Source organism: Rhizobium sp. RU20A (assembly GCF_900155885.1).
GTDB lineage: Bacteria > Pseudomonadota > Alphaproteobacteria > Rhizobiales > Rhizobiaceae > RU20A.
Window position 1 is genome coordinate 1 of sequence record NZ_FTMB01000010.1, and the last position, 25,061, is coordinate 25,061.

General features: G+C 63.8%; 23 protein-coding genes and 1 pseudogene. 8 read left to right on the forward strand and 16 right to left on the reverse strand.

Translation table 11 applies throughout. The features are described 5' to 3' along the window. Together repC and F3H41_RS18270 are read left to right on the forward strand one after the other, a co-directional pair. On the forward strand, positions 1-887 hold an 887-nt coding region (gene repC, locus F3H41_RS18265; RefSeq protein ID WP_149740126.1), incomplete at its 5' end, for a plasmid replication protein RepC. A gap of 206 nt (positions 888-1,093) precedes the next feature. Further along, a complete protein-coding gene (locus F3H41_RS18270; RefSeq protein ID WP_149740127.1) occupies positions 1,094-1,483 on the forward strand; it encodes a hypothetical protein in 390 nt (129 codons plus the stop codon). 261 nt (positions 1,484-1,744) lie between these two features. On the opposite strand, the gene F3H41_RS18275 is transcribed toward F3H41_RS18270, so the two are convergent. Further along, positions 1,745-2,485 carry a transcriptional regulator NanR gene (locus F3H41_RS18275; RefSeq protein WP_149740128.1) on the reverse strand — a complete coding sequence of 247 codons (741 nt, stop codon included), beginning with the start codon at positions 2,483-2,485 and terminating at the stop codon, positions 1,745-1,747. A 135-nt stretch (positions 2,486-2,620) separates the two neighbouring features. Here F3H41_RS18275 and F3H41_RS18280 point away from each other — a divergent pair. Together F3H41_RS18280 and F3H41_RS18290 are read left to right on the forward strand one after the other, a co-directional pair. Further along, positions 2,621-3,867 (forward strand): annotated as a pseudogene (locus F3H41_RS18280) (RuBisCO large subunit C-terminal-like domain-containing protein). A 326-nt stretch (positions 3,868-4,193) separates the two neighbouring features. Beyond that, positions 4,194-5,978 (forward strand): methyl-accepting chemotaxis protein, encoded by a 1,785-nt coding sequence (locus F3H41_RS18290; protein WP_149740130.1) that lies wholly within the window; start codon positions 4,194-4,196, stop codon positions 5,976-5,978. Positions 5,979-5,983: 5 nt separating this feature from the next. Here F3H41_RS18290 and F3H41_RS18295 read toward each other — a convergent pair whose 3' ends face one another. Continuing rightward, positions 5,984-6,883: a LysR family transcriptional regulator ArgP gene (locus F3H41_RS18295; RefSeq protein ID WP_149740131.1), complete on the reverse strand. Its 900-nt coding sequence runs from the start codon at positions 6,881-6,883 to the stop codon at positions 5,984-5,986. Positions 6,884-6,975: 92 nt separating this feature from the next. On the opposite strand from F3H41_RS18295, the gene F3H41_RS18300 reads away from it, so the two are divergent. Next, positions 6,976-7,584 (forward strand): LysE/ArgO family amino acid transporter, encoded by a 609-nt coding sequence (locus F3H41_RS18300; protein WP_149740239.1) that lies wholly within the window; start codon positions 6,976-6,978, stop codon positions 7,582-7,584. A 125-nt stretch (positions 7,585-7,709) separates the two neighbouring features. Here F3H41_RS18300 and F3H41_RS18305 read toward each other — a convergent pair whose 3' ends face one another. The 14 genes from F3H41_RS18305 to F3H41_RS18370 form a co-directional block, all read right to left on the reverse strand. Further along, entirely contained in the window at positions 7,710-7,955 is a 246-nt protein-coding gene (locus F3H41_RS18305; RefSeq protein WP_149740132.1) for a hypothetical protein, read from the reverse strand. Positions 7,956-8,083: 128 nt separating this feature from the next. Continuing rightward, on the reverse strand, positions 8,084-8,830 hold the full coding sequence (locus F3H41_RS18310) for a TfuA-like protein (protein WP_149740133.1): 747 nt from the start codon (positions 8,828-8,830) through the stop codon (positions 8,084-8,086). Between the two features lie 12 nt (positions 8,831-8,842). Next, complete coding sequence (locus F3H41_RS18315; protein WP_149740134.1) at positions 8,843-10,006, reverse strand: YcaO-like family protein; 1,164 nt, start codon at positions 10,004-10,006, stop codon at positions 8,843-8,845. Between the two features lie 5 nt (positions 10,007-10,011). Next, entirely contained in the window at positions 10,012-10,224 is a 213-nt protein-coding gene (locus tag F3H41_RS18320) for a hypothetical protein (protein WP_149740135.1), read from the reverse strand. A gap of 42 nt (positions 10,225-10,266) precedes the next feature. Next, a complete protein-coding gene (locus F3H41_RS18325; RefSeq protein WP_149740136.1) occupies positions 10,267-12,021 on the reverse strand; it encodes a tetratricopeptide repeat protein in 1,755 nt (584 codons plus the stop codon). A gap of 65 nt (positions 12,022-12,086) precedes the next feature. Continuing rightward, positions 12,087-12,545 carry a helix-turn-helix transcriptional regulator gene (locus F3H41_RS18330; RefSeq protein WP_149740137.1) on the reverse strand — a complete coding sequence of 153 codons (459 nt, stop codon included), beginning with the start codon at positions 12,543-12,545 and terminating at the stop codon, positions 12,087-12,089. 238 nt (positions 12,546-12,783) lie between these two features. Next, positions 12,784-13,785 carry a dipeptide ABC transporter ATP-binding protein gene (locus F3H41_RS18335; protein ID WP_149740138.1) on the reverse strand — a complete coding sequence of 334 codons (1,002 nt, stop codon included), beginning with the start codon at positions 13,783-13,785 and terminating at the stop codon, positions 12,784-12,786. Continuing rightward, the gene (locus tag F3H41_RS18340; protein WP_149740139.1) at positions 13,782-14,801 is read right to left on the reverse strand and encodes an ABC transporter ATP-binding protein; all 1,020 of its coding nucleotides are present in this window, start codon (positions 14,799-14,801) and stop codon (positions 13,782-13,784) included. Before F3H41_RS18340 ends, F3H41_RS18335 begins: the two co-directional genes overlap by 4 nt. Position 14,802: 1 nt before the next feature. Further along, positions 14,803-15,774: an ABC transporter permease gene (locus F3H41_RS18345; RefSeq protein WP_149740140.1), complete on the reverse strand. Its 972-nt coding sequence runs from the start codon at positions 15,772-15,774 to the stop codon at positions 14,803-14,805. An 11-nt stretch (positions 15,775-15,785) separates the two neighbouring features. After that, positions 15,786-16,838, reverse strand: a complete 1,053-nt coding sequence (locus F3H41_RS18350; protein ID WP_149740141.1) for an ABC transporter permease — start codon at positions 16,836-16,838, stop codon at positions 15,786-15,788. 210 nt (positions 16,839-17,048) lie between these two features. After that, positions 17,049-18,749 (reverse strand): ABC transporter substrate-binding protein, encoded by a 1,701-nt coding sequence (locus F3H41_RS18355; RefSeq protein WP_244616271.1) that lies wholly within the window; start codon positions 18,747-18,749, stop codon positions 17,049-17,051. Positions 18,750-18,818: 69 nt separating this feature from the next. Continuing rightward, complete coding sequence (locus F3H41_RS18360) at positions 18,819-19,715, reverse strand: proline iminopeptidase-family hydrolase (protein WP_244616272.1); 897 nt, start codon at positions 19,713-19,715, stop codon at positions 18,819-18,821. Positions 19,716-19,738: 23 nt separating this feature from the next. After that, positions 19,739-20,329 (reverse strand): ANTAR domain-containing protein, encoded by a 591-nt coding sequence (locus F3H41_RS18365; protein WP_149740143.1) that lies wholly within the window; start codon positions 20,327-20,329, stop codon positions 19,739-19,741. After that, positions 20,326-21,480: a transporter substrate-binding protein gene (locus F3H41_RS18370; protein ID WP_149740144.1), complete on the reverse strand. Its 1,155-nt coding sequence runs from the start codon at positions 21,478-21,480 to the stop codon at positions 20,326-20,328. Before F3H41_RS18370 ends, F3H41_RS18365 begins: the two co-directional genes overlap by 4 nt. Positions 21,481-21,877: 397 nt before the next feature. Between F3H41_RS18370 and F3H41_RS18375 the strand changes: the two genes are divergently transcribed. From F3H41_RS18375 to F3H41_RS18385, 3 genes are read left to right on the forward strand one after another with little or no spacing between them, the layout of a single operon-like run. Next, a complete protein-coding gene (locus tag F3H41_RS18375; RefSeq protein WP_149740145.1) occupies positions 21,878-23,002 on the forward strand; it encodes an ABC transporter permease in 1,125 nt (374 codons plus the stop codon). Then, positions 22,999-23,733, forward strand: a complete 735-nt coding sequence (locus F3H41_RS18380) for an ABC transporter ATP-binding protein (RefSeq protein ID WP_149740146.1) — start codon at positions 22,999-23,001, stop codon at positions 23,731-23,733. Before F3H41_RS18375 ends, F3H41_RS18380 begins: the two co-directional genes overlap by 4 nt. Next, positions 23,733-25,037, forward strand: a complete 1,305-nt coding sequence (locus F3H41_RS18385; protein ID WP_149740147.1) for an HlyD family efflux transporter periplasmic adaptor subunit — start codon at positions 23,733-23,735, stop codon at positions 25,035-25,037. The genes F3H41_RS18380 and F3H41_RS18385 overlap by 1 nt, the downstream gene beginning before the upstream one ends. The last annotated feature ends 24 nt before the right edge of the window (positions 25,038-25,061 follow it).

The window sequence follows — 25,061 nt, forward strand, 5'->3', positions numbered from 1 at the left end:
GGCTCATTCACCGCAACGACAGTCCGAACGGCAAGCGTTATGCCCGCAAGGACTCCAATGGTGCGATCGAGACCGCCTATGGCTTCAATCTGGCACCTTTGCTTGCCCGCGCCGAGGAACTGGCGGGCATGGCCCAGCAGGTCGCCGACGCGCAGCGTGCCCTCAAGCTGATCAAGGAACGGATCACGCTGGCGCGAAGGGACGTGCGCAAATTGATCTCCGCCGGCGTCGAAGACGCAGTGCCTGGCAATTGGCAGCGTATCGAGGCCCTCTACATCGCCACAGTCGCGCGCCTGCGCGTCGCAAAGCAGGCCGATGACCTGGCGGATATCCTCGAAGATCTGGAACTCCTGAGGGACGAATGTGTGAACCTGATGGAAAATCAGCTTAATTTGGTAAAATCCGTCGCCAATGGCGCCGTTATCCGTCAGCACATACAGAATTCAAATACCGAATCCACCAATGAATCTGAACCTCGCTCTGGAAAAGAGCAGGGCGAAAAGTCCAGGCAAGCCAAGAAAGGCCGGCAGCAGCCTGTGAAAGCCTTTGCTCTGTCCATGGTGCTTCGGGCCTGCCCGGAGATCGTTGCCTATGGACCCACGGGCGATATCAGTACCTGGCGGGAACTGATGGCGGCGGCCGTGACAGTTCGCTCGATGCTGGGCGTAAGCCCATCCGCTTACCAGCAGGCCTGTGAAGCGATGGGGCCGGAAAATGCCGCCGCAACAATGGCGGCGATCCTCGAAAGGGCTGGTCATATCTCGTCACCGGGCGGTTATCTTCGGGACCTGACGCGGCGTGCCGAACGCGGCGAGTTTTCACTTGGACCGATGCTGATGGCTCTGTTGCGTGCTCGAGGGACGGCCGTTTCAGTTGCCGCAGGATGACGTGACAAGGAGCCGGCCCGCGAAGCGGATGGTGGATGGAATATCCGTCAAGAATCGCCTGTCGTCAGCTGACAACGCGCTAAAACCTTGAATTTGATCGGCGCATCCGGAAAACCCGACCGAACCGGTGACACAACTTTGGCGGGGGAGGGCGTCGGCAAAAGGTGCGGCTAGAGATCGTCATTTCATTCCTGAGGGTGATGTCGATGATCTTTCTTGCCTTCGCCGCCCCCGGCGCGCCGGCCGGGCTGGAGGTGCTGACGCTGGCGACTCTCGCGGGGTCCTTCGGGCTCGTGGCAGGGGAGGGGGAGCCGATGCCGGTCGGACAGTTGCGGCCACTGGCGCATGTGATTGCGCGGCTGGCCGGTCTTTACGGGCAGACCTTCGTGATGGTGGAGACATCGAAGCCGCAGGAGGTGCTGCGGCTCGGCGGCGGTGGGCGCCTGCTGCTTGCCAATATCACACTCGGGCCGCAGTCCCTTCATTTGCCGTCGCGGCCGCAGTGCATCACCCGCATCGGCTTCGAAGGCGCGGCCTTGCCCGCACAAGGCACAGTGATGCTTCAGCCCTATGATTGCGTGGAGATCGTGCTCTGATACCAAAGATCAGTGATGATGACCCATTCGATGGCCTGGAAACGGACATCCGGGTAGGAGAAACCGCAGAGCGATGCTGTCGCATCGGTCGAGGATTTCGACGCCCTCCGGTGGCCGATTTCCAGGCCACCCCTTCGGGGCCGGTCGCTTTTTGCGTCCGGACTGCGTAAAAACAAATAGATAGAGCATTTCAGGTGCTCCCGTTTTCACCGGAAATGCTCTAGCCGGACGTCAAAATCGATCCGGTCGAGTGGGTCATCATCAATGATCTTTGGTATGAGCGGCGGCGTGCGAGGATTTGAGCGCGTAGAGGGCGCGGGAGCGTTCGAGGTGGACGACCATCGCGGCCTCGGCGGCGTCGGCATCGCGCGCCTCGATCGCCTCAATGATATCGGCGTGCTCGCTGAGGGTCACTTGTTCGCGTTCCGTCCAGATCAGGAGTTCCGTATGGTAGGATTTCAGCCATCCGAGCATGGCGCAACTGACCGCACCGAAGATCGGGTTGCCGGACATCCGGGCAATCTGATGGTGGAACTCCATGTCGATGCGGATGAAATGTTCGGCATCGCCGAGTTTGGCCCGCTGGGCCTCAAGCTGCGCGCGCAGCGCTGCGACCGTTTCCGGCGTTGCCTTGATCGCCGCTTCGCGCACCATGCCGCGTTCGAAGAAGATGCGGGCGCTCTTCAGGTGCTCCAGAGTGTCGGGGGAACCCGACAGCATCAGCGTGGCGGGAAGGTCCATCTGGCGGATGATCGTGTCGGCGGTGATGCGTAGCACGCGGGCGCGTTCGCCCTGCGAGATCTCCACCAGACCCTTGCCGGCCAGCGCCTGCATCGCCTCGCGGATCGCCGGTCGCCCGACAGCGTAGCGCGCCATCAATTCACGCTCGGAGGGCATTTCGTCACCGGCCTTCAGCTCGCCGGAAACGATCATCTGCTTCAGCCGTGCGAAGACCTCGTCGGAGAGCTTCCGCCGGACGATCGGTTTGAGGGATGGGAGCATGGCGGGCCTCGATCGGTTGCGACAGGCCGGCACCTGGGCATAGGCGCCGAGCGGCATACTGCGGCTTATGTCTGATGATTATACCAGCAATCGACCGGCCACAAGCGCAGGTGAGCGAAGATGACGAGCATGGAGATGAGCCGCATCACCTACAGGATCGAAACGCCAGGCCCGGCGGAGGCCATGGCGGCCAAGATCGCCAGCGACCAGTCCACTGGCACCTTCGCCGCCCTTCCCGGCGAGACGGAGGAGTTGAGGGCGCGGATTGCGGCGCGGGTCGCCGATATCCGGCTGCTGCCGCCGGTCGGGCAACCTTCCTTTCCGGGGAAGGGGCCGGTGCGGCGGTCTTTCACCGGGCGGACGTCGATATCGATTTCCCGCTGGATGCCGTCGGCGCGGATCTTTCGGCCCTCATGACGATTGCCATTGGTGGGGTCTTCTCCATCAAGGGGCTGACGGGTATCTGCGTCGTCGACATGCAGTTGCCGCGATGCATTTACGACAGCGCATCCCGGCCCGCAATTCGGCATCATCGGCAGTCTCGCTCTGACAGACGTGTCGGGCCGGCCGATTATCGGCACCATCGTCAAGCCGGCACTCGGCCTTCTGCCGCATGAGACGGGCGACATGGTCGGCGAGCTCATCGAGGCCGGCGTCGATTTCATCAAGGATGATGAAAAGCTGATGCGTCCCGCCTATTCGCCGCTCCACGCACGCATCAAGGCCATCATGCCGAAGATCCTCGATCACGAACAGAAACCGGCAAGAAGGTCATGTACGCGTTCGGCATCAGCCACGCCGACCCGGACGAGATGATGCGCAACCACGACCGCGTGCTTCAGGCCGGCGGCAATTGCACGGTCGTCTCCGGTAGCGTGTCGCCGACCACGGAACGGCAGATCCGCCATGCGCAGGAATCACGGATTTGGCGGCGTGCCGCTCGATCCGCTGGCGCTGTCGCGCACGGATTGCTCGGCGGTGATCGATGCTGCGGTTGAAGCAGGCCTCAGGCATCTGGCGGAGGGGCGCAGTGTGATGCTGTACTCGGCCCTCGGGCCGGCTGCCGATCGGGGCGGGGAACTCGACGCCGCGAGCGGCGGACGCCACAGACTTGGCCGGTCGCTTGGCCGCATTCAGGCCGGCCTCGTGGCCCGCGCCGGTTTGCGGCGTGCGCTGATTGCCGGCGGGGATACGTCGCGCCATGCGCTCGAGAAGATAGGTATAGCCACCCTGACACTGCGCATGCCTTTGCCGCAGACGCCCGGCTCCTCCCTCTGTGTCGCCCTAGGGGCGCGTGCGACGGGTTGGAAATCGCGCTGAAGGGCGGTCAGGTTGGTGGCGACGATTACTTCAGCATGATCCGTTCAGGCAGTATGGCCTGATGGTGCCTGTACAGCATGGTCACATCCGCCTCGGATCAAATAAAAATCTTGAGTGTATTAGAATTGAGATTGCAACGCGAGATAGATTTAGTCATCGCGTTTATATAGGAGCACGTCAGTTAGACTAAAGTTTCTCAAAGGTTGGCAAAATTGAAGTCCTCCCGTGAAGCAGGGCGGAGCTTATTAACGATTCACTATTCTTCGCCTGTTAAATTTTCCGTGAGCGATGATCCGGTGCCACATGCGGGGCAACCACAATCTTCGTCCTTTGCCGACCATCCGGGGGCGGGTGCGGCATGAAATGTTCTCGGAGAGGAATTCCACGCATGTTCGGCAATTGGAAGGCAGACAAAGCACAACTCGCATCGCTTGAAATCATCACTGCAAACGTGATGATCGCCGACAAGGATCTGCAGATCCGCTACATGAATACCGCCGTCAAAGGCCTTTTGCAGGAGGTCGAGGCCGACCTTCGCAAGGAACTGCCGCGCTTCGATATGCAGAAGCTGATCGGCAGCAACATCGACATCTTTCACAAGAACCCGGCCCATCAGCGCGGCATGCTCGCAGCGCTCCGCACGCAGCACCGTGCGTCGATCCGCGTCGGCAAGCACACATTCGACCTGATCGTCACGCCGATCACCAGCGGTGAAAAGATCACCGGTTACGTGGTTGAATGGGCCAATGCCCGCGACCGTCTCGGCAATCTCGATTACCGCAACCAGATGGAAGCGATCTCGCGCGTCCAGGCGATCATCGAATTCACACCGGATGGCCAGGTCGTGACTGCCAACCAGAATTTTCTCGATGCGCTCGGCTATCGGCTGGAAGAGATTGTCGGCAAGAACCACAGCCTGTTCGTCGATCCCGCCTATGCGGCCTCACCTGACTACCGCACCTTCTGGGAAGAGCTTCGTGCCGGCCGCTTCCAGGCCGACGAGTTCATCCGCATCGGCAAGGGCGGCAAACGCGTCGTCATCAACGCGTCCTACAATCCGATCCTGGATGACAAGGGCAAGGTTGCGAAGGTCGTCAAGTTCGCCACCAATGTCACCGAGCGTGTTCATGCGGTCGAGACAATCGGCGATGGTCTCTCGCGCCTCGCCGGCGGCGACCTGACGCTGCGCATCGATCGGCCGTTCGTGACCGAGTTCGAACCGCTGCGCAACAATTTCAACGAAGCGGTCGCCCAGCTTGGCGGAACGCTGTCCGCTGTTGCCCGCGCCATCGGCCAGATCGATTCCGGCACGCAGGAAATCAGCCACGGCGCGCAGGATCTTTCCAAACGCACCGAACAGCAGGCTGCCTCGCTCGAGGAAACAGCCGCTGCGCTCGACGAGATCACGGCCAACGTCAACAATGCCTCGCGGCGTGCCGACGAGGCACGCGGCGCGACGGAAACCGCCAATAACGGCGCGATCCATTCCGGCCGCATCGTGGCCGATGCCGTCGGCGCCATGGCGCGCATTGAGCAGTCGTCCAACCAGATTTCCAACATCATCGGGGTGATCGACGAGATTGCCTTCCAGACCAACCTTCTGGCGCTGAATGCCGGCGTGGAAGCGGCTCGCGCCGGCGAGGCCGGCAAGGGTTTCGCCGTCGTCGCGCAGGAGGTGCGTGAACTCGCACAGCGCTCCGCCCAGGCGGCCAAGGAAATCAAGGACCTGATCCGCAACTCCTCGGACGAGGTGAAGTCGGGTGTCAAGCTCGTCAGCGAGACCGGTGATGCGCTGAAGCTCATCCAGGGCAACATCTCCCTCGTCAATGAACATATGCAGGCCATCGCCAGCTCGGCGCGCGAACAGTCGGTCGGCCTCTCCGAGGTCAACAGCGCCGTCAACCAAATGGACCAGGTGACCCAGCAGAACGCGGCCATGGTGGAAGAGACCAATGCGGCCTCTGCAACTCTTGCGCAGGAAACCGAGACGCTGCGGCAGCTCATCGCCCGCTTCGAACTGTCCGGCACGGCCTCCCAGGCACCGCGGGCCGCCGCTCCGGCGCCTCGTAGCCAGCCGGAACCGCGCTCGGCCGCGCCCGCGCCGCGTCGCGCCGCCATTCCGGCGACCCGTGGCAATACGGCTCTGAAGTCGGACGACTGGCAGGAATTCTGATCCGGCTATCGCAAGAGCGCCTGACGCGCCGCTAAGAGCACCGCGCGCGTCAGGCCATCCAGCCGATCGGCCGTCAGCCGGTTGATCTGCCAGAAGAGTGGAATATCGAGCGGTGCCTCCGCGATCAGTTCCACCAGAGACCCGCTTTGAAGATGCGTTGTAACGAGCGTCTCCGGGTTCATCCCCCACCCCATGCCGGCAAGGCTTGCCTCGACGAAGGCATGCGTCGAGGGGAGGCAATGGGTGGGGCCCGCCATCTCGCGTCCGAACGCCGCCTCCATCCAGCGCGCCTGCAACCGGTCCTTCTGACTGAAGGTGAGACAAGGCGCACGGGCCAGCGCCTCGGCATTCACACCATCCGGAAAATAGCGACGAAGGAAGTCCGGGCTGGCGGTGGCGCGGTAACGCAACTTGCCCAGCGCATGGTGCCGGCAGCCCGGCACGGGCTTTTCCAGGCTGGTCACGGCCGCCAGCACCGCGCCGCGCTGTAGCCATTGCGCCGTATGGTCCTCATCATCGACGGAAAGATGGACAAGGTGAGCGCTGCTTTCGCCGAATGCGGCCAGCGGTACGAGAAACCAGGTCGCTAAGCTATCGGCATTCGCCGCAATCGACACCGTTACGCGATGCTCCGACCCTTCGACACCTCGCAGGGCCGGCAGGCGCTCCATGAGATCGGCCTCCAGAAGACCCACCGTCTCCATATGACGGCATAGCCAGTCGCCGTTTTCGGTCGCCCGGCACGGATTTCCGCGCACGATCAGCACCGTGCCAAGCCTGTCCTCAATCTGCTTGACGCGCTGGGAGACCGCCGAAGGCGTGATGTTGAGAAGACGGGCGGCCTTTTCGAAACTGCCTGTCTCGACGACGGCCGACACGGCGCGCAGGGCGGCATAATCGATCACGGTCTTAGCGTTCCTTCATTGCGATCAGGAAGATTAAGTACCCCAGAGATCGAAGTTGCGATAGTGAGCGAAGATGCGAGCAACGGATGGGGATCAGAATGCCGGTTTTTGCAACGGGCTTTACGATGGGGTTGAGCCTGATCGTGGCCATCGGTGCGCAGAATGCGTTTGTGCTCCGGCAAGGCCTGCGCAACGAGCATGTTCTGGCCGTCTGCCTCGCCTGCGCGCTCTCGGACGCGCTCCTGATCCTGATTGGCGTCACCGCCTTCGGCCGGATCGCGGCCGTCCTGCCCTGGCTCGATCCGGCTATGCGGTATGGCGGGGCGGCCTTTCTCATCTGGTACGGCATCCGCAGCGCTCGATCGGCGATCAGCGGCACTGGCGCTCTTTCGGTTGACGGCGGACAGGCTGCGAGCCTTCGCACCACGCTTTTGACCTGCCTTGCGCTAACCTGGCTCAATCCACATGTCTATCTGGATACGGTCGTCCTGCTCGGCACCTTGTCGACCCGTTTCCCCGGAGCCGAGACCGTTTTCGCTGCCGGGGCGATGTGCGCGTCGCTGGTTTTCTTCTTTGCGCTCGGCTTCGGCGCAAAGCGGCTTCGACCGATCTTTGCCCGACCAACCGCCTGGCGCATCCTCGAAGGCCTGATCGCCCTCGTGATGGTCCTGATCGCGCTGCAACTTCTGCGCGGTGGTTGAGGGTAAAAGCTATAAACGCAGATCCGGCGCTTCCGCTTGGCAATCAGCGATGGGATACCGAACGCCTGATGGGAGAGGGCAGGAGAGGCTGACAGCAAGGCCCGCGATCGGCGGGCGCCGATCGGTTACTGGCGAACGAGTGTCGCTTCGACGAAATGCGACATGTCCGGCCAGGGTGCCGCACGCTCGCGCATGTCCTTGGCCAGTTGCTGCAGCGCGAGATCAAGGCAGTAGACGACCTCTTCCGAGCAGATCGGTGCTGCCGTCGCGCGGGCGAAGAACACCAGCCTTGTCAGCGCCTGAAGCTCCTCGGTCTCGGGGTCGATCGTCGCGCTGTCCGCGAGCTGGGCCGGCTGGCGGGAATGGGTCATTGTGGAAGTCTCCGCTTTCGTTGACTTTCACAATATTCGCAGAAACGGCTTCTGTGGCGTGACATCAGCGTGACACGCCCTTAGATAGAAAACGATTGCACCTCTTTCGACTTGAGTAACTCTCTAAATTAACATCCGCTTTCAGTGTCTTGTCTTCGCGGCCGCGGGAGCAAAAGCATCTCTTCCCACAGGCTGGTGCGGATGAAGCGCCAGCCGGTGGGTTGCGGGTCCCGGTCCTCCGGCCAGCCGGCCAGGGTGGCGACAAGCTCCAGCGCATCGAGGCGCTTTTGATCGACACGGTGATGACGCAGCAGGCGCCGCAATCTTGCGCGCTGCTGATCCTCGACTGTCGTCACGGCGTTGACGATGGCAGCCCATGTCCGGTCCTTGAAGAAGAGGCGTTCTGCAGCGCACAAGAGTTCTGACGCCACGGGCTCATCCAGCCGTCCCTCGGCCACCAGGGCCTCCAGCGTCGCGCTGACATTGACGAGCGGTTCGGTCAGCGGCAGAAAGCCCAGCGCTTCCGGTCCGTGAAGCTGAGCGACGTCGCCGTCGTCGATGCGCCGACCGGCACGGTAGTCCTCGAAGACCCGGCCCACCCCCTGCATGCCGAAGGCCTCGCACTCCACGGCGCGCAGGGCCCCCATGCTGGCTGCACCAATGACGCGAACACCGGCCTCAAGAGCGAAGAGAATTTCCTTGTGCCAGACCGGCGCGGTAAACTCGAAGCCGCCGTCAATGATCCCTATGGCGCTTGCCCCGTCCTCGACAGCGGCGTGCACGTCCCCCTGCAGCACCGGCCCGCGGCAGACGATGCCGGATGGCACGCGCGCGGCAGCATCAGGAAGCGTCGGGCCGGCAAAGAGAATTTTCATCGCCCCGTCACCTCACGCGAACATGGCCTTGGCGAGGGCCCGAGATCCGTATCGCAGGGCGCGCCGGCCTTCCGGATTTTCAAGCGCGGGCATGATGACCTTGGCGACGGCGAAGGGCAGGTCCGCACCGCTCAGGCGAACCGCGATGACCGGCCCGAGCTTGAGGTCGGAAAGGCGCTCGATCAGGCGATCGAATCCACCCTCGAAACCCGGCCGCGCAGGCACCTCATGCGGCACGGCGGCCATGAGCCGAAGCGTCTCGTCAGGCAGCGCGCGCCCGTAGACGGCGGGAAAGGCATCGTCGCGTGCCCCGCCGATAAAGGTGATGCGGGACTGGACCGCCTCCGTCAGCGCACGCATCATGGCCCGGTGCGGCACAGGATGGCAGCCGGCCCCGTAGGTCACATCCACGAAGCGGGCCGTGCCGGATGCCAGCAGTTCGTCGGCCACGAGATAGGCGGTGAAGCAGGGAACGCCGATATCGCTGGTCATGTCAAAGACGCGCAGCGTCATGTCAGCGGCGGCCAGCCGGGAGAGGATAGCGGCAATCCCCGGATCGTCTGCATAGGTTTCGGGGGCAATGCAGCTTGCGGCGCGGCCCGCATGCGGACCGATCTGCCACAGCACCTGCGCGTCGCGTTCGATGCGCTCGTAGACGGCATGGCTGATGGCCTCGTCCAGCGTGTTGCCGGAGGCCAGTCCGTCGGAGGATTGCCAGTAGCGGGCGTCGAGCCGGCTGCGGTCGAGCACGACCGCCTCTTCCGGCAGGTGGATGAGGCTGCCGTCGACAAGGTCGGTCCCCGTGATCCAGTCGATCACCTCATCCGCGGCGGGCGCCGGCCGGTGCGGTGCCAGATACGATGTCAGCAAGAGGAAAGGCTGTCCTTCCGCCGCCAATTCGTCCGGTGATGCCTGGCGGATCGGGCAGTGCGGCGCGCCGGCGACGACCCGTTCCAGCGCCTCCATGACGGCCGATGTGCGGGCGTCCTCATCGGTCTGCCCCTTTCCCTGCGCGACGACGATGGAGCGCGCATTCGGGGTAAGCGCCAGCCAGACAGGCAGACCGATGCGATCAAGGCCTGTCTGGCGGGCAACACGGGTGATGCCGAAAGCGGGGAGCAGGCCGGCGACGCGTCCATAGGTCTCGGCCGGACTGCAGGCCCGATCTCCCCGCATCGGGCTTAATGCGTGTCGAAGACGCCGGCGGCTGCCGGTTCGATCGCGTCGACGGCGACGGCGAAGTTGACGCCCTTCACATAGGCGGCATCGCCGGCGCGCAGGCTGTTGGCTGCCGCCTGGCCGGCTTCGTCCATCGCGGTCACGGTCCCGGCCTTGAGGTCTGCAATATAGACTTTGCTGTCACCCGGTACGCCGATCATGATCACATCTGCCATTTGTGTCTTCCTTTCTCGGGGTTGGGCCGCTTCAAGAGCGGATCAGTTTTCATAGCCGGCCTTTGTGAGGCCTTCACGATAGAGATCCTTTTGCCAGCTTTCGCGGATCGGAACGACGGCAAGCCATTGTGTCAGGGAAAATTGCGGATTTTCCTGCATGTCCTTGCGCCGATACTGATGCGCCTTCTGTTTGTCGCCCGACATGGCGAGCGCGGCGGCAAGGAGACGATAGGCGCAGGAGGCATCGCCCATCCGCTGGACGTAGGCAATGCACGTCTCATAATCTTCGAGGAAGAAACTCGCGCCCGCCGCGCTCCAGAAATATTCGTCCGGCCCAAGCGGGTTGAGCGCAATGGCGCGCTCGATCTTTTCCAGTCCCTCACGCGGCCGAGAGGCATGCACGAGCGTGTCGGCATGGGTGGAGATCGCGTCGGCATAATGCGGGCTCAGTCGTTCGGCGTTCTCGAGCGCTTCCAGGCTCTCGTCCAACTGGCCGAGATAAAGGCGCACGCGGCCGAGCTCCTTGTGGCTTGAGGCAATCTCCGGTCCATGTGCGATGGCGGCAATGGCAGCCTCCTCCGCCTTGCGCAGAAGCTCGGTATCGCCGCGCGCCGTCAGGATCCATTCGCTGGTGAAGGTGCGGGCAAGGCCGCCATAGGCAAAAGCGAAATCCTCCCGCTCCTTCAGCGTATCGCGGAAAGTGCGCCGCGCCGCACGGATCGATGGCAGGGTCAACCGGTTCATTTGCTGCACGCCCATCAGGTAGCGGCGGTAGGCTTGCGGATTGAGCTCGTAGTCCACCCGCGCCGCCTCGTTCCGGGAGAGGGTCGACAGGATCGTGCTGCTGATGGCCTCGGCGAGCCCGCGCCGGCTGTGGGCGAGGTTCGCCTCGGAAATGTCGTAGCGTTCGGCAAAGATGATGCTGTCGGAGGGCACGAAGATGATCTGCATCACCAGACTTTGTTGCGACAGGCGCGTATCGATCACGTAGGTGATGTCGTGCTTGGCGAGCAGCCCCGCCTTGTCGTGGCTCCCGCGAATGCGCTCGGCCGTATAGGGCGCCACCATCGCGAAAGCCCGGAGCGCGCACAGGCAGATGGCGACGTCATCGACCAGCGCGGTGGAGAGGTTAAAATCCCTGTCCGCGGCGGGGTGGCCGGCTGGCGGGAGGAGCGCGACACGTGGCCCGGCGAAGCTCATCGCCTGCCTGGAAAGCGCAGCGGGTGCCGCCTCGCGCGGGGCGGCCGGCACCGACAGCTCGATCTTTGCCGGCGGTGACGGCGGGCTCCCGGCGGCGCCCGTGACGAGATCGCGAACTTCGTTGTCGTCGGGGAAACGGTCGAGAAGAAAATAGGCAGCCTTGCGCAGGCTGAGGAAATCCATGCCGGCAACGGAGGCCGCATTCAACAGGCGGGTCCGGATGATCGCGAGCTGCCGAAGACGCTGGCTTTCCGCCCACCGCTCGATCACGCCGATACCGTCGCAGGCCTCGCGCAGAAAGCCGCGATCACACAGCTCCACAAGAGTCGATGCGCCGACCTCGGTATCATCAAAGGCGTCTAGGTCAGAGGTGAAGGCACCGTCCGCCAGCTTCAGCCGACGACCGTCCGCCACGACGAAGGCACTTGCGAGTTCGGACTGCATGGTCTGGACGCGCGAAAGCATCTTGCGCAAGTTCGTCAGCGCAAGCGCGTGATCATCGACCGTCCAGAGAAAATCAGCCGCATCGTCGCGGCTGATGGCGCCGCCGTCGGAAAGCCGAAGTCTTGCCAAAAGCAGCAGGGCCTTCCGCGGCACGCGCACATCCCGGCCTCCCGTATCGACAAGGCGCAGCTCGCCGAAAGTGAGAAGCCGGTAGGGGCTCACGACAGACGCGGTGCCTCTTCGTGACGAGCATCGGCAGACGGCGCGACATCGTCGGCCATGCCGGACAGGCTCTTCAGAAGACCGAGCAGCTTGGTGCGCACGCGCTGGTCATGAATCCCGAGGATGGCGCGGTTGATGGCGAGGCCTTCGCGCGTGGCAATGAATTCGAGGACGTCGTCGCCAGCGTAGAAGCCGGAGTTGACTTCCTGAACCTGCGGCTGGCTGGTTCCTTCGAAGAAATAGGCGACCGGCACGCCGAGCACTTCAGAGGCCATTTGCAACTTGCTGGCGCTGATGCGATTCGTGCCCTTTTCGTATTTCTGGACCTGCTGGAAAGTGATGCCCAGATGGTCGCCGAGCTTCTCCTGGCTCATGCCGAGCATTGCACGCCGCAGGCGAAGCCTGTTGCCGACGTGGATATCAATGGCATGGGGGGATTTCTTGGTCATCGACACACCGTTTCATGTAAGATTTGTTTGTAGCTCAGTGTTGCGTGAAAAAGCGGCAATCTGCAACGAAAAATCGCGTCAATCCGCAAAACTGATACAGTTTACCCTTGCATTAGCGAAAAGTTGATCATTAAAATTTGACACAAATCAAATTTTGCCGAAACCAACGGGTTGATTGGCTTTTATTGTTGCACATCAATCAAGTGGCGTGACGTTTCTGCCTCCGGCATCACGAATTGTGATCTCATTCCTCGGGGAAATGGCAGGCTATTTGTCGCCCCGACTCACGTTCAACGAGCGCCGGCTTTGTCTGCCGGCACAGGTCCGCTGCCTTCGGACAGCGCGTGGAAAATGCGCAGCCTGGCGGCGGATTGAGGGGGCTCGGGATTTCGCCGGTGAGAAGGACACGCTCGCGCCGTTCCCGGTTGTGGGGCTGTGGGATCGCCGACAGAAGCGCTCGCGTATACGGATGGCGCGGTGTGGCATAGAGCGCTTCGGTCTCTCCGGTTTCCACGATCGAGCCGAGATACATCACCGCGACGCGGGTGGAAACGTGGCGCACGACAGCCAGATCGTGGGCAATGAAGACGTAGGTGAGGTTCAGCTTCTCGCGCAGTTCGTCGAAGAGGTTGACGACCTGCGCCTGCACCGAAACGTCGAGGGCCGACACCGGCTCGTCGGCCACGATCAGTTGCGGTTCGACGGCGAGCGCGCGGGCAATGCCGATGCGCTGGCGCTGGCCGCCGGAAAACTCGTGCGGATAGCGCTCGAGATATTCCCGCCGAAGGCCCACCAGTTCCATCAGTTCCTCCAGCCGTTCATTGACGGCGGCACCTTCGCGGATCTTGTGGACGGTCAGCACCTCGGCCAGCATGTCGCGGATACGGCGGCGCGGATTGAGCGAGGCAGACGGGTCCTGGAAGATCATCTGCATGCGCCGGCGCACAGGCTTCAAGTCCCGCGTCCCCGCCCTGGTGATGTCCTGTCCCTCGAAAGTCAGCGTTCCCCCGGAAATGTCGTAAAGGCGCGTGAGGCAGCGGCCGAGCGTGGACTTGCCGCTACCGGATTCGCCGACAAGGCCAAGCGTTTCGCCGGGACGGACCTCAAGATCGATCCCGTTGACGGCGTGCAGCAGACGGCCGGAACCAGGGCGCAGCGTCTTGCCGACGACGAAGGTCTTGGTGAGGTTCCTGGCGGTGAGGAGGGGGGCCGTCGTCGTGGCGGGGTGCGGGTTGGTCGGGGTCATGCCAGTTCCTCCTGCGGCAGGGCGCGCCGGCGCAGGGCTGGCCGTTCCGCATCGTCCAGCACGCAGAGAGCGGCCTGTTCGCCGGACTTGCGCAGCGGCGGACGATCAGCGCATTCGGGCCGGGTGAAGAGACAACGTGGGGCAAAGCCGCACCCCGGCGGGATGCTCTCCGGCGTTGGCGGCATGCCGGGGATCGAGGTGAGACGCGACAGCCGCTTGCCGGTCAGCGGCGGGATGGAGGCCATCAGGCCCCAGGTGTAGGGATGCAGCGGCGCATCAAAGACGGCCTCGGTCGGCCCGCGCTCGACGATGCGGCCGGCATACATGACCGCCACCTGTTCGGCCACCTCGGCCACCACGCCCATGTCGTGGGTGATGAGAATGATGGCGGAGCCGAAGTCCTTGCGCAGCCGAAGCAGGAGATCGAGCACCTGCGCCTGCACCGTCACGTCGAGCGCCGTCGTCGGCTCGTCGGCGACGAGGAGGGACGGATTGCAGGACAGCGCCATGGCGATCACGGCGCGCTGGCGCATGCCGCCCGAGAGCTGGTGCGGATAGCGGTCCACCGCTTCGCCGGGATTGGAAAGACCCACCTCGCCAAGCAGCTCGATGGCACGCAGCCGGGCAGCGCGGGCGGAGATGGTTTCGTGGGCCCGGATCTGTTCGGCAATCTGCCAGCCGATCGTATAGACCGGTGTCAGCGCCGTCATCGGGTCCTGCGAGATCAGCCCGATCTCCTTGCCGCGGATCGCGCGCATCTTGCTGGCGGGCAAATCGAGGATCGGCTGGCCCTTGAAGGAGACGGCGCCTTCGACGCGCGTCGTCTTGCGATCATGCAGGCCGAGCAGCGACAGCAGCGTCACCGACTTGCCCGAGCCGCTTTCCCCGACGATCGAGAGTATCTCGCCCTCGTGCACGCGGAAGGAAACGTCGCGCACGGCCTGGACCGGCCCGTTGTCGGTCGCGAACGAGACCGAAAGGCCGTTGACATCGAGAAGGATGGGTTTGGTGCTCATCTCAGGCTCCCCGGACGCGTGGATCGATCACAACATAGACGAGATCGACGAGCGCATTGGCGATCACCACGAAAAAGGAAGCGTACATGACGGTTCCGAGGATCATCGGCAGGTCGAGGTTGAGGAGCGCCTGATAGGTGAGGCGTCCGACGCCGTTGAGGCCGAAGACGACCTCTGTCAGCAAGGCAGAGCCGCCCACCAGCACGCCGAAATCGAGGCCGAACATGGTGACGAAGGGGATCAGCGAGGTGCGCAGCGCATGGCGCAGCATGACGCGGGCCGGCGAAAGACCCTTGGCGCGCGCCGTGCGGATGAAATCCTCCTGATAGGCCTCGACCAGATTGGCGCGCAGCACGCGGCCGTAGATGCCGATGTAAAGGGCGGCGAGCGTAAACCACGGAATGACCAGCGTCTTGAACCAGCCGACCGGGTCTTCCGTCAGCGGCTTGTAGCCAAGCGCCGGCACCCAGGAGAAGAAGATCGTGTCGTGGAAGCGACTCTGGCTGATGAGGTTCATGACCTCGCCCAGCCAGTAGACGGGCATGGAGACGCCGATCAGCGCCAGCACCATCAGGCCGCGGTCGATCAGCGTATCGCGCGTCAGCGCCGCCAGCACGCCGACGAAGATCCCGCCGATCACCCACAGCACCGCCGCCCCCGCCACGAGCGACAACGTCACCGGCGCCGCGTCCATCACGGCGGGCACCACGCGCAGGCCGCGATTGACGAAGGAAGCGAGGTCCTGCGTGATGAAGAGGCGCTTCATCATGACGCCGTACTGGATCGGCAGGGGCTGGTCGAAGCCGAATTCCTTGCGCACGGCTTCCACGGTTTCCTGCGCAGCATTGCGTCCGGCGATGCGGGCGGCGGGATCGGAGCCGGGCGTGGCGAAGAAGATCAGGAACACGAGCGCAGAGATGCCGAACATGACGAAAAGCATTTGTCCGAGGCGCTGGAGGATGGCGAAAACCATGGGCTGGACCCTCACACGAGCTTGGTGCGCGGGTCGAGCGCATCGCGCAGGCTGTCGCCGAGCACGTTGAGCGAGAGAACCGTCAGCACGATGGCGATACCCGGCGCGAGCGCCACGGCGGGGCGGGAGTAGAGCAGCGTCTGCCCATCCTGGATGATCGTGCCCCAACTGGCATCCGGCGCCTGCACGCCGATCGACAGGAACGACAGGGAGGATTCGATGATGATGTTGAGCCCCATCATCAGCGGCACGAAGACGATCAGCATGGTCGAAACGTTGGGCAGGATGTCATGCAAGAGGATGCGCCAGGCGGGAATGCCGAGGCCGCGGGCGGCCAGCACGAATTCACTCTCCTTCAATGCCAGTACGCGGCCGCGCACGGGGCGCGCCACGTAGGGCACGTAGATGATGCCGATAATGAAGATGGGCAGCAGCAGGCTGTCGGCACGAATCTCGATCGGGCCGATGACGATGCCCTGCGAGATGAAGACGATGGAGAGGGAAATGGCGAGCAGGTAGACCGGGAAGGCCCAGAGAATGTCGAGGATACGCGAGAGGACCTTGTCGACCCAGCCACCGAAGAAGCCGGCGGAAATGCCGACGATGGCCGCAAGACAGAGGCAGATGGCGGTGGAGGTTGCCGCGATCAGCAGCGAGTTGCGGCCGCCATAGAGAAGGCGGGCGGCCACATCACGGCCCTGCGTATCGGCGCCGAGCAGATATTGCGGGCCCCAGGTCGGGCCGATCGGACTCACGCCAAGGCCGAGGCCTTCCGTCGAGGCCTGCATGACCTTGACGCGCTTGCCATCGACCATGATGCGGGCGCTGAGCGAGGAGCGGAAGGGATCTGTGCCGGACACATAGGATGCATAGAGCGGGGCGCAGAGGCTGGAGAGCACGATGATTGCCAGCATCGCGGCCGCAAGAAGCGTGGGACGGTCGCGCTTGAGGATCCGCCATGCACGCGCCCAGGGGTTGGAGCTCGCGCGGCGGTTTTTGCTGCCGGTCGGCGCGGTTGCCGGAAGGTCTGCGAGCGGTTCAGCGGATGCGGTTGCGTCAGTCATCTCAATCCCGAGAAGCGGTTGCCGGGCGCCGGGCGCGACAGTTGGGGGCATGCCCGAAGCCAGCCGCAAGTGGCGGCTCCGGGCTCTCTGATCGGGGAAGTGCGGGCGGTGGTCCGCTGGCCGTCCGCCTTCCGATGGCGCCGTTGCCGGCGCCCCGGCTTCCCCGGCCTGTCAATCAGAGCCGGGGAAGCCCTTGTCGAAGCATCCGGCTTACTTCACCCAGGACTGGGAGATGAGCCAGCGGTTCTGCTTGTTGAAGACGTAGTTGTCGAGGCGGGCGGAGGTGAAGTTGACGCTTTTCGGCGTGAAGAGCGGAGCAAGCGGTGCCTGCTCCATGAAACCCTTGTCGACATCGGCCCAGAGGGCGTTGGCGGCGTCCGGGTCGGTCAGCGCCAGCGTCATGGCTTCCTTCATCTTGGCGTCCAGATCCTTGTTGCAGTAGCCGGAAATGTTGATGGAGGAATCGCTGCCCGGCACAAAGGACGCGCAGGAGAGCAGCACGTTCAGGAAGTTCGAGGCCGCCGGATAATCCATGTACCATTGCGAGATGCTCATCTGCACCTTGTTGTTGGTGTTCTGGATGTAGGTGAACTGGATGTTCGGCGAGATCGCCTTCATCGAGGCATCATAGCCGAGTTCGCTAAGCAGGCTCTGCAGATAGGTGCCGATGCCGCGCGACACGGCGTTGTCCTCGGCAATGACGGTGACCTTCTGGCCCTTGGTACCGCTTTCCTCAATGAGGGCCTTGGCCTTTTCCATGTCCGGGCCGACCCATTCCGGGCCGGGCTCGGCTGTGTAGCTGCAATCATCCACATGGCCGGGGAAGTCCGGCGGCAGGATCTGGCAGGTCGGCTGGGCCAGCGCTTCGCCGCCGAAGAGGCCGACGAGCGCATCGCGGTCGAGCGCGTAGTTGACGGCCTGGCGCACCTTCACATTGTCGAAGGGCGGCAGATTGGTGTTCATCGGCGCGTACCAGAAGGCGGCCAGCGGATCGATCTTGATCTGCGAGGCATATTTCGAGCCGATCTCCGCGAGGCGGTCGGACGGCGGCGCATCGAACATCCAGTCGATCTGTCCGTTGATGATGGCGTTGATGGTCGCCTCTTCCGTCAGACCGAACTTGTAGACGATCTCGTCCGCATAGCCGTCCGGCTGGGCGTCGACGCTCCACTCCTTGAAGTGCGGATTGCGCTTGATGACCATCTGTTCGTTGGGATTGTAGCTGTCGATGTAATAGGCCCCGGTGCCCGGGATCGGCGTGGTGCCGGCATCGGCCAGCGGCGCATCGGCCGGAAGGATCGAGGCGTGCGGCACGGCGAGCTTGGAGAAGATTTCCGCGTCCGGCGCCGTCAGGTTGATCGTCACGGTGCCGGCTGCCTCGTCGGCGACGACGCCGCCGTCCAGCGTGCAGGTCGCGGCATCCGCGATGCATGCGTCAGCGCCGACGAGGCCGTTGTAGAAGCTGCCCGTCGTCGGACCCTTGACCTTGAAGATGCGCTGGAAGGAGGCGACGACGTCGGCCGGCGTCACATCCTTGCCATTCGAAAACTTGATGCCCTTGCGGATCTTGAAGACATAGGTCTTGCCGTCATTCGTGGCCTGCGGGATCTCTTCGGCGATCGAGGGAACGATCTCGAAGCCGTCCGTACCGCCGGCCTGCTTGAACTTGACGAGACCGTCATAGGTCAACTGGTAGATCTGCCAGAACTGGGCCGTGTAGTTGATCATCGGATCGACGGTGCCGGCGGCCGAGACGGCGGCGAGCGTGATGGTGCCGCCGCGATGCTTGGCCATCAGGTCGGCGCGTTCGTCGGCCAGGGCGCCGCTCGATAGGGCGGTCTGGGCCAGCAGCATGCCGGCGGTGATGAGGCCTGCCCGGCGGGCGAGGCGCTTCAGGCGCATGGTCGTCATGTCTTCGTTTCCCTCTGGTTTCGTGGTTCGGTCTGCGCCCTTTGCGGGCGGCTTCTGGTTATGGGGTGATCAGCCTGCCTTCTCGTCCAGGAAGGCGCCGACCACGGCCATGCAGGCCTCGCGCTCTTCCACATGCGGCATGTGGCTCGACTGTTCGAAGATCGTCCAGCGCACGTCCGGGATCTCGTCGGCAAAGGGCTGCACGCAGGCTTCGGTCGCTTCGTCGAAGCGGCCGGAAATCAGGAGAACCGGCACGTTGATGGTGGAAAGGCGGCCTTCGATGGTCCAGTCCTTCATGGTGCCGATGACGTGGAATTCGTTTGGGCCGTTCATGGTGTGGTAGACGGTCGGATCGCTCGCAATCGCATCGAAGGTCCGCTTGACCTCCGGCGGCATCGGCACGATGCGGCAGACGTGGCGCTCGTTGAAGACATCCGTCGCGGCCATGTATTCGGCGCTGTCGGTGGTGCCGGCCGCCTCATGCTTCAACAGCGTCGCCTGTACGTCTTCCGGCAGTTCGGCGCGCAGGCGGTTGGCTTCGGCTACCCAGGTGCGCAGCGAGGCGGGCGAATTGGCAATCACGAGCGCCTTCAGGCCGGCCGGCTGGTCTACGGCAAATTCCGAACCGAGCATGCCGCCCCAGGACTGGCCGAGTACGCAATAGGCATCGCGAATGCCGAGATGGTCGATGAGATTGTGCATCTCCGCCTTGAAGAAATCGACGGTCCAGAAGTCGCCGCCCTTTTCCGGCAGATGGGTGGACTTGCCGTTGCCGACCTGGTCGTAGTGAATGACGGCGCGGCCCGTGGCGGCAATGTCCTTGAAGCTGTCGACATAGTCGTGCGTGCAGCCTGGACCGCCATGGGCAACGAGAAGCGGCGGCTTGCCGGACGTGAGGTCGCCCGTCACCCGGTACCAGGTCTTGTACTCGCCGTAGGGGGCAAAGCCCTCTGTGATCGTAGTCACGTCACTGTCTCCTTCAGTGTTGTTCACAAACCGCCCTTCAGGCGGCGTTCGTCCCGGCAGATCGCTTCTGCCGTCTCCTCGATGCTCATGCTCCAGTCCATGGCGATGCGGCGCATGCGCTTCCATGCGCCCGCCTCGTCCAGCCCCTCGCTCTGGATGAGCTTCAGCACGGCACGCACCACCACCGGGCGCTGGCGCAGGCGATCTTCCAGCGCGCGGATGTCGTCGGCCTGGCTGCGGGCCATGTCCCAGGCATGGCGGGCGATCAGCAGCGCGCTATAGGCACCGGTCGAGCCGATGGGCTTGAGAAGATGGGCGTTGGAGCCCTGCGCAAGTGCCCATTGCACACGGCCAGGCGCTTCCGTGCCGATCAGCGCGATCATCGGCATCGGCGCATAGCCCGCCGGCCAGGGAAACTGTCCATCATGGCCCATATCCGCATCGAAGAAGACGACATCGGCCGTCGCATGGGCTTCGTCGAGCTGCGGCCAGACCGTGACGACCTCGATATGCAAGAGCTCCAGCTGCCGGCGAAGCGCATCGATGGAGGGGTGGTCTCGATGCAGGATCACGGCACGCGAAAAGATTTGCGAGAGGGGCGCCTTGCGGTTCATTTGATCACCCTCAGGCTCGGAGTGCCAATCACCACCGGACCGACGCGCGGCAGGGAACGAACGAGATAGGGATCAGCATCGATCGGCGCCGCGGCGCTCTCGAAAATATCGAACGCGCCGTCGCGGTCCGAAAGGGCGAGATGCGGCACCAGCGCTGCATGCTGATTGCGGGCGTCGATGGTCAGTGCGCCGAGCGGTGTTTCGAACGCACGCGAGGTCACCACCTTCCGGATCGCCGCCGGCTCGTCCGTGCCCGCATCGACCATGGCGCGGGCGAGCACGGAAACGCCGGTATAGCCCGCCACGAACGCGGCCGACAGGCGCCGCTGCTGGCCGTGCCGCGCCAGCATGCGCGCCTTGAATGCCCGGTTTTCCGGCGTCTCCAGCCGGTGGAAATAGGTGGAGGTGGCGATATGCCCGGCCCGTGCGGCCGGCGAAAGCGTTTCGAGATCGATCTCCGTCAGGTTACAGGCCACCAGCGGCGGCGCCTCCGGTGTCTCGGCCCGGAACGTCCCATAGGCCGCGATGAAGGCCGCTGCGGAGGCGCCCACGAGATTGGTCAGCACGAAACCCGGCTTCAGCGTCGCGATCTCGCGGATCAGGTGATCGACCTCGATGGAGCCGAGCGGCACGAACCGGTCCGACAGCACGCGCCCGCCGTCACCCTCGACCAGTTCCCGCGCAATGCGGCTGACTTCCCAGCCCCAGATGTAGTTCGATCCGACGAAGAAGGCGCGATTGCCGAAACGCGGCTGCACATGGCCGAAGAGGGGCAGCAGATGCTGGTTCGGACAGGGGCCGAGATAGATCACCCGCTCATTGGCTTCATAGCCCTCATAGGGAAAGGCGTACCAGAGCTGTCCGTCGTGACGTTCGACGACCGGCAGAACATCCTTGCGGCTCCACGAGGTGATGCAGCCGATGATGTGTCGACAGCCATCCTGTACTGCCGCCTCCTTGGCCATTTGCGCGTAGCGTTCGGCATGGCCGCCGGGATCGCTGACGCGGGCCTTCAGCAAGAAGGGCAGGGAGGCATCGGCGTTGATCTCGGAAATGGCAGCCATGGCGCCAGCGGCCGCATCGCGCCCGTACGCTGCGTATGAGCCGGTGCTGGAGTAGAGAACCGAAACCGGTACCGTGTCGCGCGCCATGCGAAATCCGACTCCTTGATCCTTGCTCCGGCTGAAAAAACAAAAAGCCCCGAGCCGCTTTTCTAGCGGGTTCGGGGCTCGATTGCCGTCGGCCGGAAGGCCTTATGTATGGGAAAGGCTATGCGATGTCCTCTTTCGCGTCAATCGTCTGCGCTGCCTAAACTCTGGGCAATCAAAGCGAAAGTTCGCCGATAAGACAGGCGCCTGCCGCAGCTTTCAGCGATCTTCGCGACGTGATTGCAGTCGGCGGGCGACTGCGTCCGAAGGCGGTATTCGAGGGCGTCGGTTAGGCGTTTGTTTACCATACTCTCATATTTCTGGACGGGATCATGGAAAGGACCGTTCGCGCGCCGCGCCAGCCGGTCTTCTCCCGCCCAACAGTGGAGCGCGTTGCCGCATGACAACCCTGATTGCCTGGCGCAATCTCGTCCATGAGCCGGTTCGCTTCATCGCGACCCTGATCGGCGTTGTCTTCGCCGTGGTGCTCATGGCGATCCAGATGGGCATGCTGCTTGGATTTTCCGTAACGACCGCCGGACTTGTGGACAATGCGCGCGCCGATATCTGGATGGTGCCGCGCGGCACGACCAATGTGGACCAGGCCTCCCTCCAGCCGCAGCGCAGCGTCTTCCGCGCTCTCAAGACGGAAGGCGTCGAGACCGTCAGCCGGCATATTGTCCGCTTCGTCACCTGGCGGCGCCCGCAGGGGGGGGCCCAGCTCGTGATCATCGTCGGCTTCGATCCGCTGGGCGACCTGGCCAGTCCCTGGAATGTGGTCGAAGGCTCGGTGGCAGATCTTGCCGCGCCGGGCGCCGTCATGATCGATCGGCTCTATGCGGGCAAGCTTGGCGTCTCGCAGATCGGCGACCGGGTGGAGATCAACGGCCGGCGCGCAATCGTTGCCGGCTTTACCGAGGGCGCGCGTACTTTCACCCAGGCGCCCTACGTCTTCACGACCTATAACAACGCCCTGCGCTACACCGACGTGCAGGATGGCGATGCAAGTTATGTGCTGGTCAAGGCCGCGCCGGGCGTCGCCATTAATGATCTCGTTACCCGTCTGCAGGCCGTGGCGCCGGACACGGACGTCATGACCGCCGACGCCTTCGCCGACAAGTCGCGCAATTACTGGATCTTTACGACCGGTGCCGGAACGGCGCTGCTGCTGGGCGCCTCGCTCGGCGCCATCGTCGGCGTGGTCATCCTCGCCCAGACACTCTATGCCGCGACGCTGGAGCGGATCAGCGAATATGCGACACTGTCGGCGATCGGCGCTGGCCACGGCTATCTCAACGCCATCGTGCTGAAGCAGGCCCTCATCTGCGGTGGGGTTGGCTATGCGATCGCGGCGGTGATCGCCAGCGTCGTGGCCTTTCTGGCGCGCAATTCCCCGGCGGCCATCCTGCTCCCACCAACCGCCCTTGTCGGCCTTGGTCTTGCCGCCCTCGTCATGTGCTGCCTGTCCGCCCTCGTTGCGATCCGCAAGCTGATGACGATCGACCCGACGAGTGTGTTCCGATGACCGGTTTCGATCGTGCCATTCGTGTCGAGAACGCCCAGCTCTGGTATGGCAAGGGCGAGACGGGAACGCATGCCCTGCGCGGCGTCTCGCTGGTGGCGCAACCCGGCGAAGTGCTCATGGTGCGCGGTCCCTCGGGCAGCGGCAAGACGACGCTGCTGCAATTGATGGGCGCGCTCAAGGTGCCGGACAAGGGCCGCGTTACCATTTGCGGTGAGACGACCGAAGGTGCCTCCTCGGCCGAGTTGCGGCGCCTGCGTCTGAAGCGCATCGGCTTCGTCTTCCAGTTCTTCAACCTTTTCCCGACTCTCACCGCCTGGGAGAACGTTGCGATCCCGCTCGACATTCGCGGCGTCGATCGGCGCACCGCCGAACGGCAGGCACGCGATCTGCTGGCTGAAGTGGGCCTTGCAGACCGCGCCCACCACAAGCCCGGTCAGCTCTCGGGCGGCCAACGCCAGCGCGTTGCTGTCGCCAGGGCCCTGATGAACGAGCCGGACGTCATCCTCGCGGACGAGCCGACGGCCGCTCTTGACGGGGTGACCGGCGCGCTTGTCGTCGAGGCCTTCCGGCGGCTTGCCCGGGAACAGGATCGCGTCGTCGTGCTCGTCTCGCACGACCAGCGGGTGGAAAATCTGGTGGATCGCTCAATTACCATCGAGGACGGTCTCGTCGTGTCCGAGGCAGGCCCGGTTCATGCCGCGTCTTCGGGCCTCAGCAGGAGTTTGCGTTGATGTTTGCTGCGTCCAGAACCTCGGCAAGTTTCGCCGTCCTCTTTGTCGCAACGGCCACGGCGATTGCCGTCCTGCAGGATGTGCCGGAGCGTCCCTCCGTCACCATCGATCCGGTTGTGACGGGTGCCACGACGCCTGCCAATCCGCTGGTCGCCGCAGCTGAAAGCGAGACGGCGCCGCGCGTCGTGGCTGGCCTTGGTGTTGTCGAACCGAGCAGCGGCGCAACCGATGTCGCGCCCGGCATGGTCGGCGTTCTCGCGGCGGTTCTTGCCGACGAGGGCGACCGGGTGACGCGAGGGCAGGTTCTCGCCCAGCTCTTCAACGACGACCTCAAGGCGCGCGTTGCCCAGGCGGAAGCGACGGTTCAGATCAAGCGCGCACAACTGGCGCTGATCGAAAAAGGACCGCGTCAGCAGCAGATCCTCCAGGCGGAGGCGCAATTGCGTGAGGAGGAAAGCCGGCTGAAACTTCTCGAGGTGCAGTTCCAGCGCCGCCGCTCGCTGTCTGCCCAGGGCGCGGTGTCGCGCGAGACGATGAACCAGGCCTCCAGCGAACTCGCCGCCAGCCGCGAACGACGGGCTTCAGCCCTTGAGGCGGTCAAGATCCTGCGCGACGGTTCGCGTCCCGAAGAGGTGGACGCGGCACGCGGCGAAGTCGCACTCGCCGAAAACCAGCTCGCCGAAGCCCGTGCCGCGCTTGAAAAATCTTACGTCCGGGCGCCCATGGACGGCACCGTGCTGCGCCGCTACCGCGAGCCCGGCGAAGCGATCACGTCTCAGGCGGCAGCCCCCGTCATGCAGATTGCCGATACGGCGCGCCTTATCGTGCGCACCCAGATCGACGAAGCCGATATCGCGGCCCTTGCTATCGGTCAGACGGCCACGATTTCGGCCGCCGCTTTTGGTGCGCGCAAGCTCACCGGCACGGTCGAGCGTATCAGCCCGCGTCTCGGGGCCAAGACGGTTACCGCCGAGGGCCCCACCGAGAAACGTGACACGCGCGTTCTCGACGTCTTGGTCGCCCTGCCGGAAAACATCATCCTGCCCATCAATCTGAGGGTCGATGTTCTGATCGATCTTGCCTCCGCCGCTCCGGTCATCAAACCTGAACTGCGCGGCGCCATCTCCGCCTCTCCGGAAACGCTCGCGCTTCTCCAGGACCTCGATCCGGCGGCCTTGGTGCAGGAAGACACCTGCTCCCCCGACCTTGATCCCGAGACGGCGGCACGCCTTTGCCCGTCCGTCTCCGCCCCGGCGCTCATCGACGAGACGAAAACCGGCGCGATCCCGCGCCGCGACGAATAAAGCGCTCACATCCGGCAGGCTGAC

What these genes read in the sequence shown, in the direction of transcription:
- F3H41_RS18270 (WP_149740127.1), top strand. Translation starts at nt 1,094, where the DNA reads ATGATCTTTCTTGCCTTCGCCGCCCCCGGCGCGCCGGCCGGGCTGGAG.
- F3H41_RS18275 (WP_149740128.1), bottom strand. Translation starts at nt 2,485, where the DNA reads ATGCTCCCATCCCTCAAACCGATCGTCCGGCGGAAGCTCTCCGACGAG.
- F3H41_RS18290 (WP_149740130.1), top strand. Translation starts at nt 4,194, where the DNA reads ATGTTCGGCAATTGGAAGGCAGACAAAGCACAACTCGCATCGCTTGAA.
- F3H41_RS18305 (WP_149740132.1), bottom strand. Translation starts at nt 7,955, where the DNA reads ATGACCCATTCCCGCCAGCCGGCCCAGCTCGCGGACAGCGCGACGATC.
- F3H41_RS18310 (WP_149740133.1), bottom strand. Translation starts at nt 8,830, where the DNA reads ATGAAAATTCTCTTTGCCGGCCCGACGCTTCCTGATGCTGCCGCGCGC.
- F3H41_RS18315 (WP_149740134.1), bottom strand. Translation starts at nt 10,006, where the DNA reads ATGCGGGGAGATCGGGCCTGCAGTCCGGCCGAGACCTATGGACGCGTC.
- F3H41_RS18320 (WP_149740135.1), bottom strand. Translation starts at nt 10,224, where the DNA reads ATGGCAGATGTGATCATGATCGGCGTACCGGGTGACAGCAAAGTCTAT.
- F3H41_RS18335 (WP_149740138.1), bottom strand. Translation starts at nt 13,785, where the DNA reads ATGACCCCGACCAACCCGCACCCCGCCACGACGACGGCCCCCCTCCTC.
- F3H41_RS18340 (WP_149740139.1), bottom strand. Translation starts at nt 14,801, where the DNA reads ATGAGCACCAAACCCATCCTTCTCGATGTCAACGGCCTTTCGGTCTCG.
- F3H41_RS18345 (WP_149740140.1), bottom strand. Translation starts at nt 15,774, where the DNA reads ATGGTTTTCGCCATCCTCCAGCGCCTCGGACAAATGCTTTTCGTCATG.
- F3H41_RS18350 (WP_149740141.1), bottom strand. Translation starts at nt 16,838, where the DNA reads ATGACTGACGCAACCGCATCCGCTGAACCGCTCGCAGACCTTCCGGCA.
- F3H41_RS18355 (WP_244616271.1), bottom strand. Translation starts at nt 18,749, where the DNA reads ATGACGACCATGCGCCTGAAGCGCCTCGCCCGCCGGGCAGGCCTCATC.
- F3H41_RS18365 (WP_149740143.1), bottom strand. Translation starts at nt 20,329, where the DNA reads ATGAACCGCAAGGCGCCCCTCTCGCAAATCTTTTCGCGTGCCGTGATC.
- F3H41_RS18370 (WP_149740144.1), bottom strand. Translation starts at nt 21,480, where the DNA reads ATGGCGCGCGACACGGTACCGGTTTCGGTTCTCTACTCCAGCACCGGC.
- F3H41_RS18375 (WP_149740145.1), top strand. Translation starts at nt 21,878, where the DNA reads ATGACAACCCTGATTGCCTGGCGCAATCTCGTCCATGAGCCGGTTCGC.
- F3H41_RS18380 (WP_149740146.1), top strand. Translation starts at nt 22,999, where the DNA reads ATGACCGGTTTCGATCGTGCCATTCGTGTCGAGAACGCCCAGCTCTGG.
- F3H41_RS18385 (WP_149740147.1), top strand. Translation starts at nt 23,733, where the DNA reads ATGTTTGCTGCGTCCAGAACCTCGGCAAGTTTCGCCGTCCTCTTTGTC.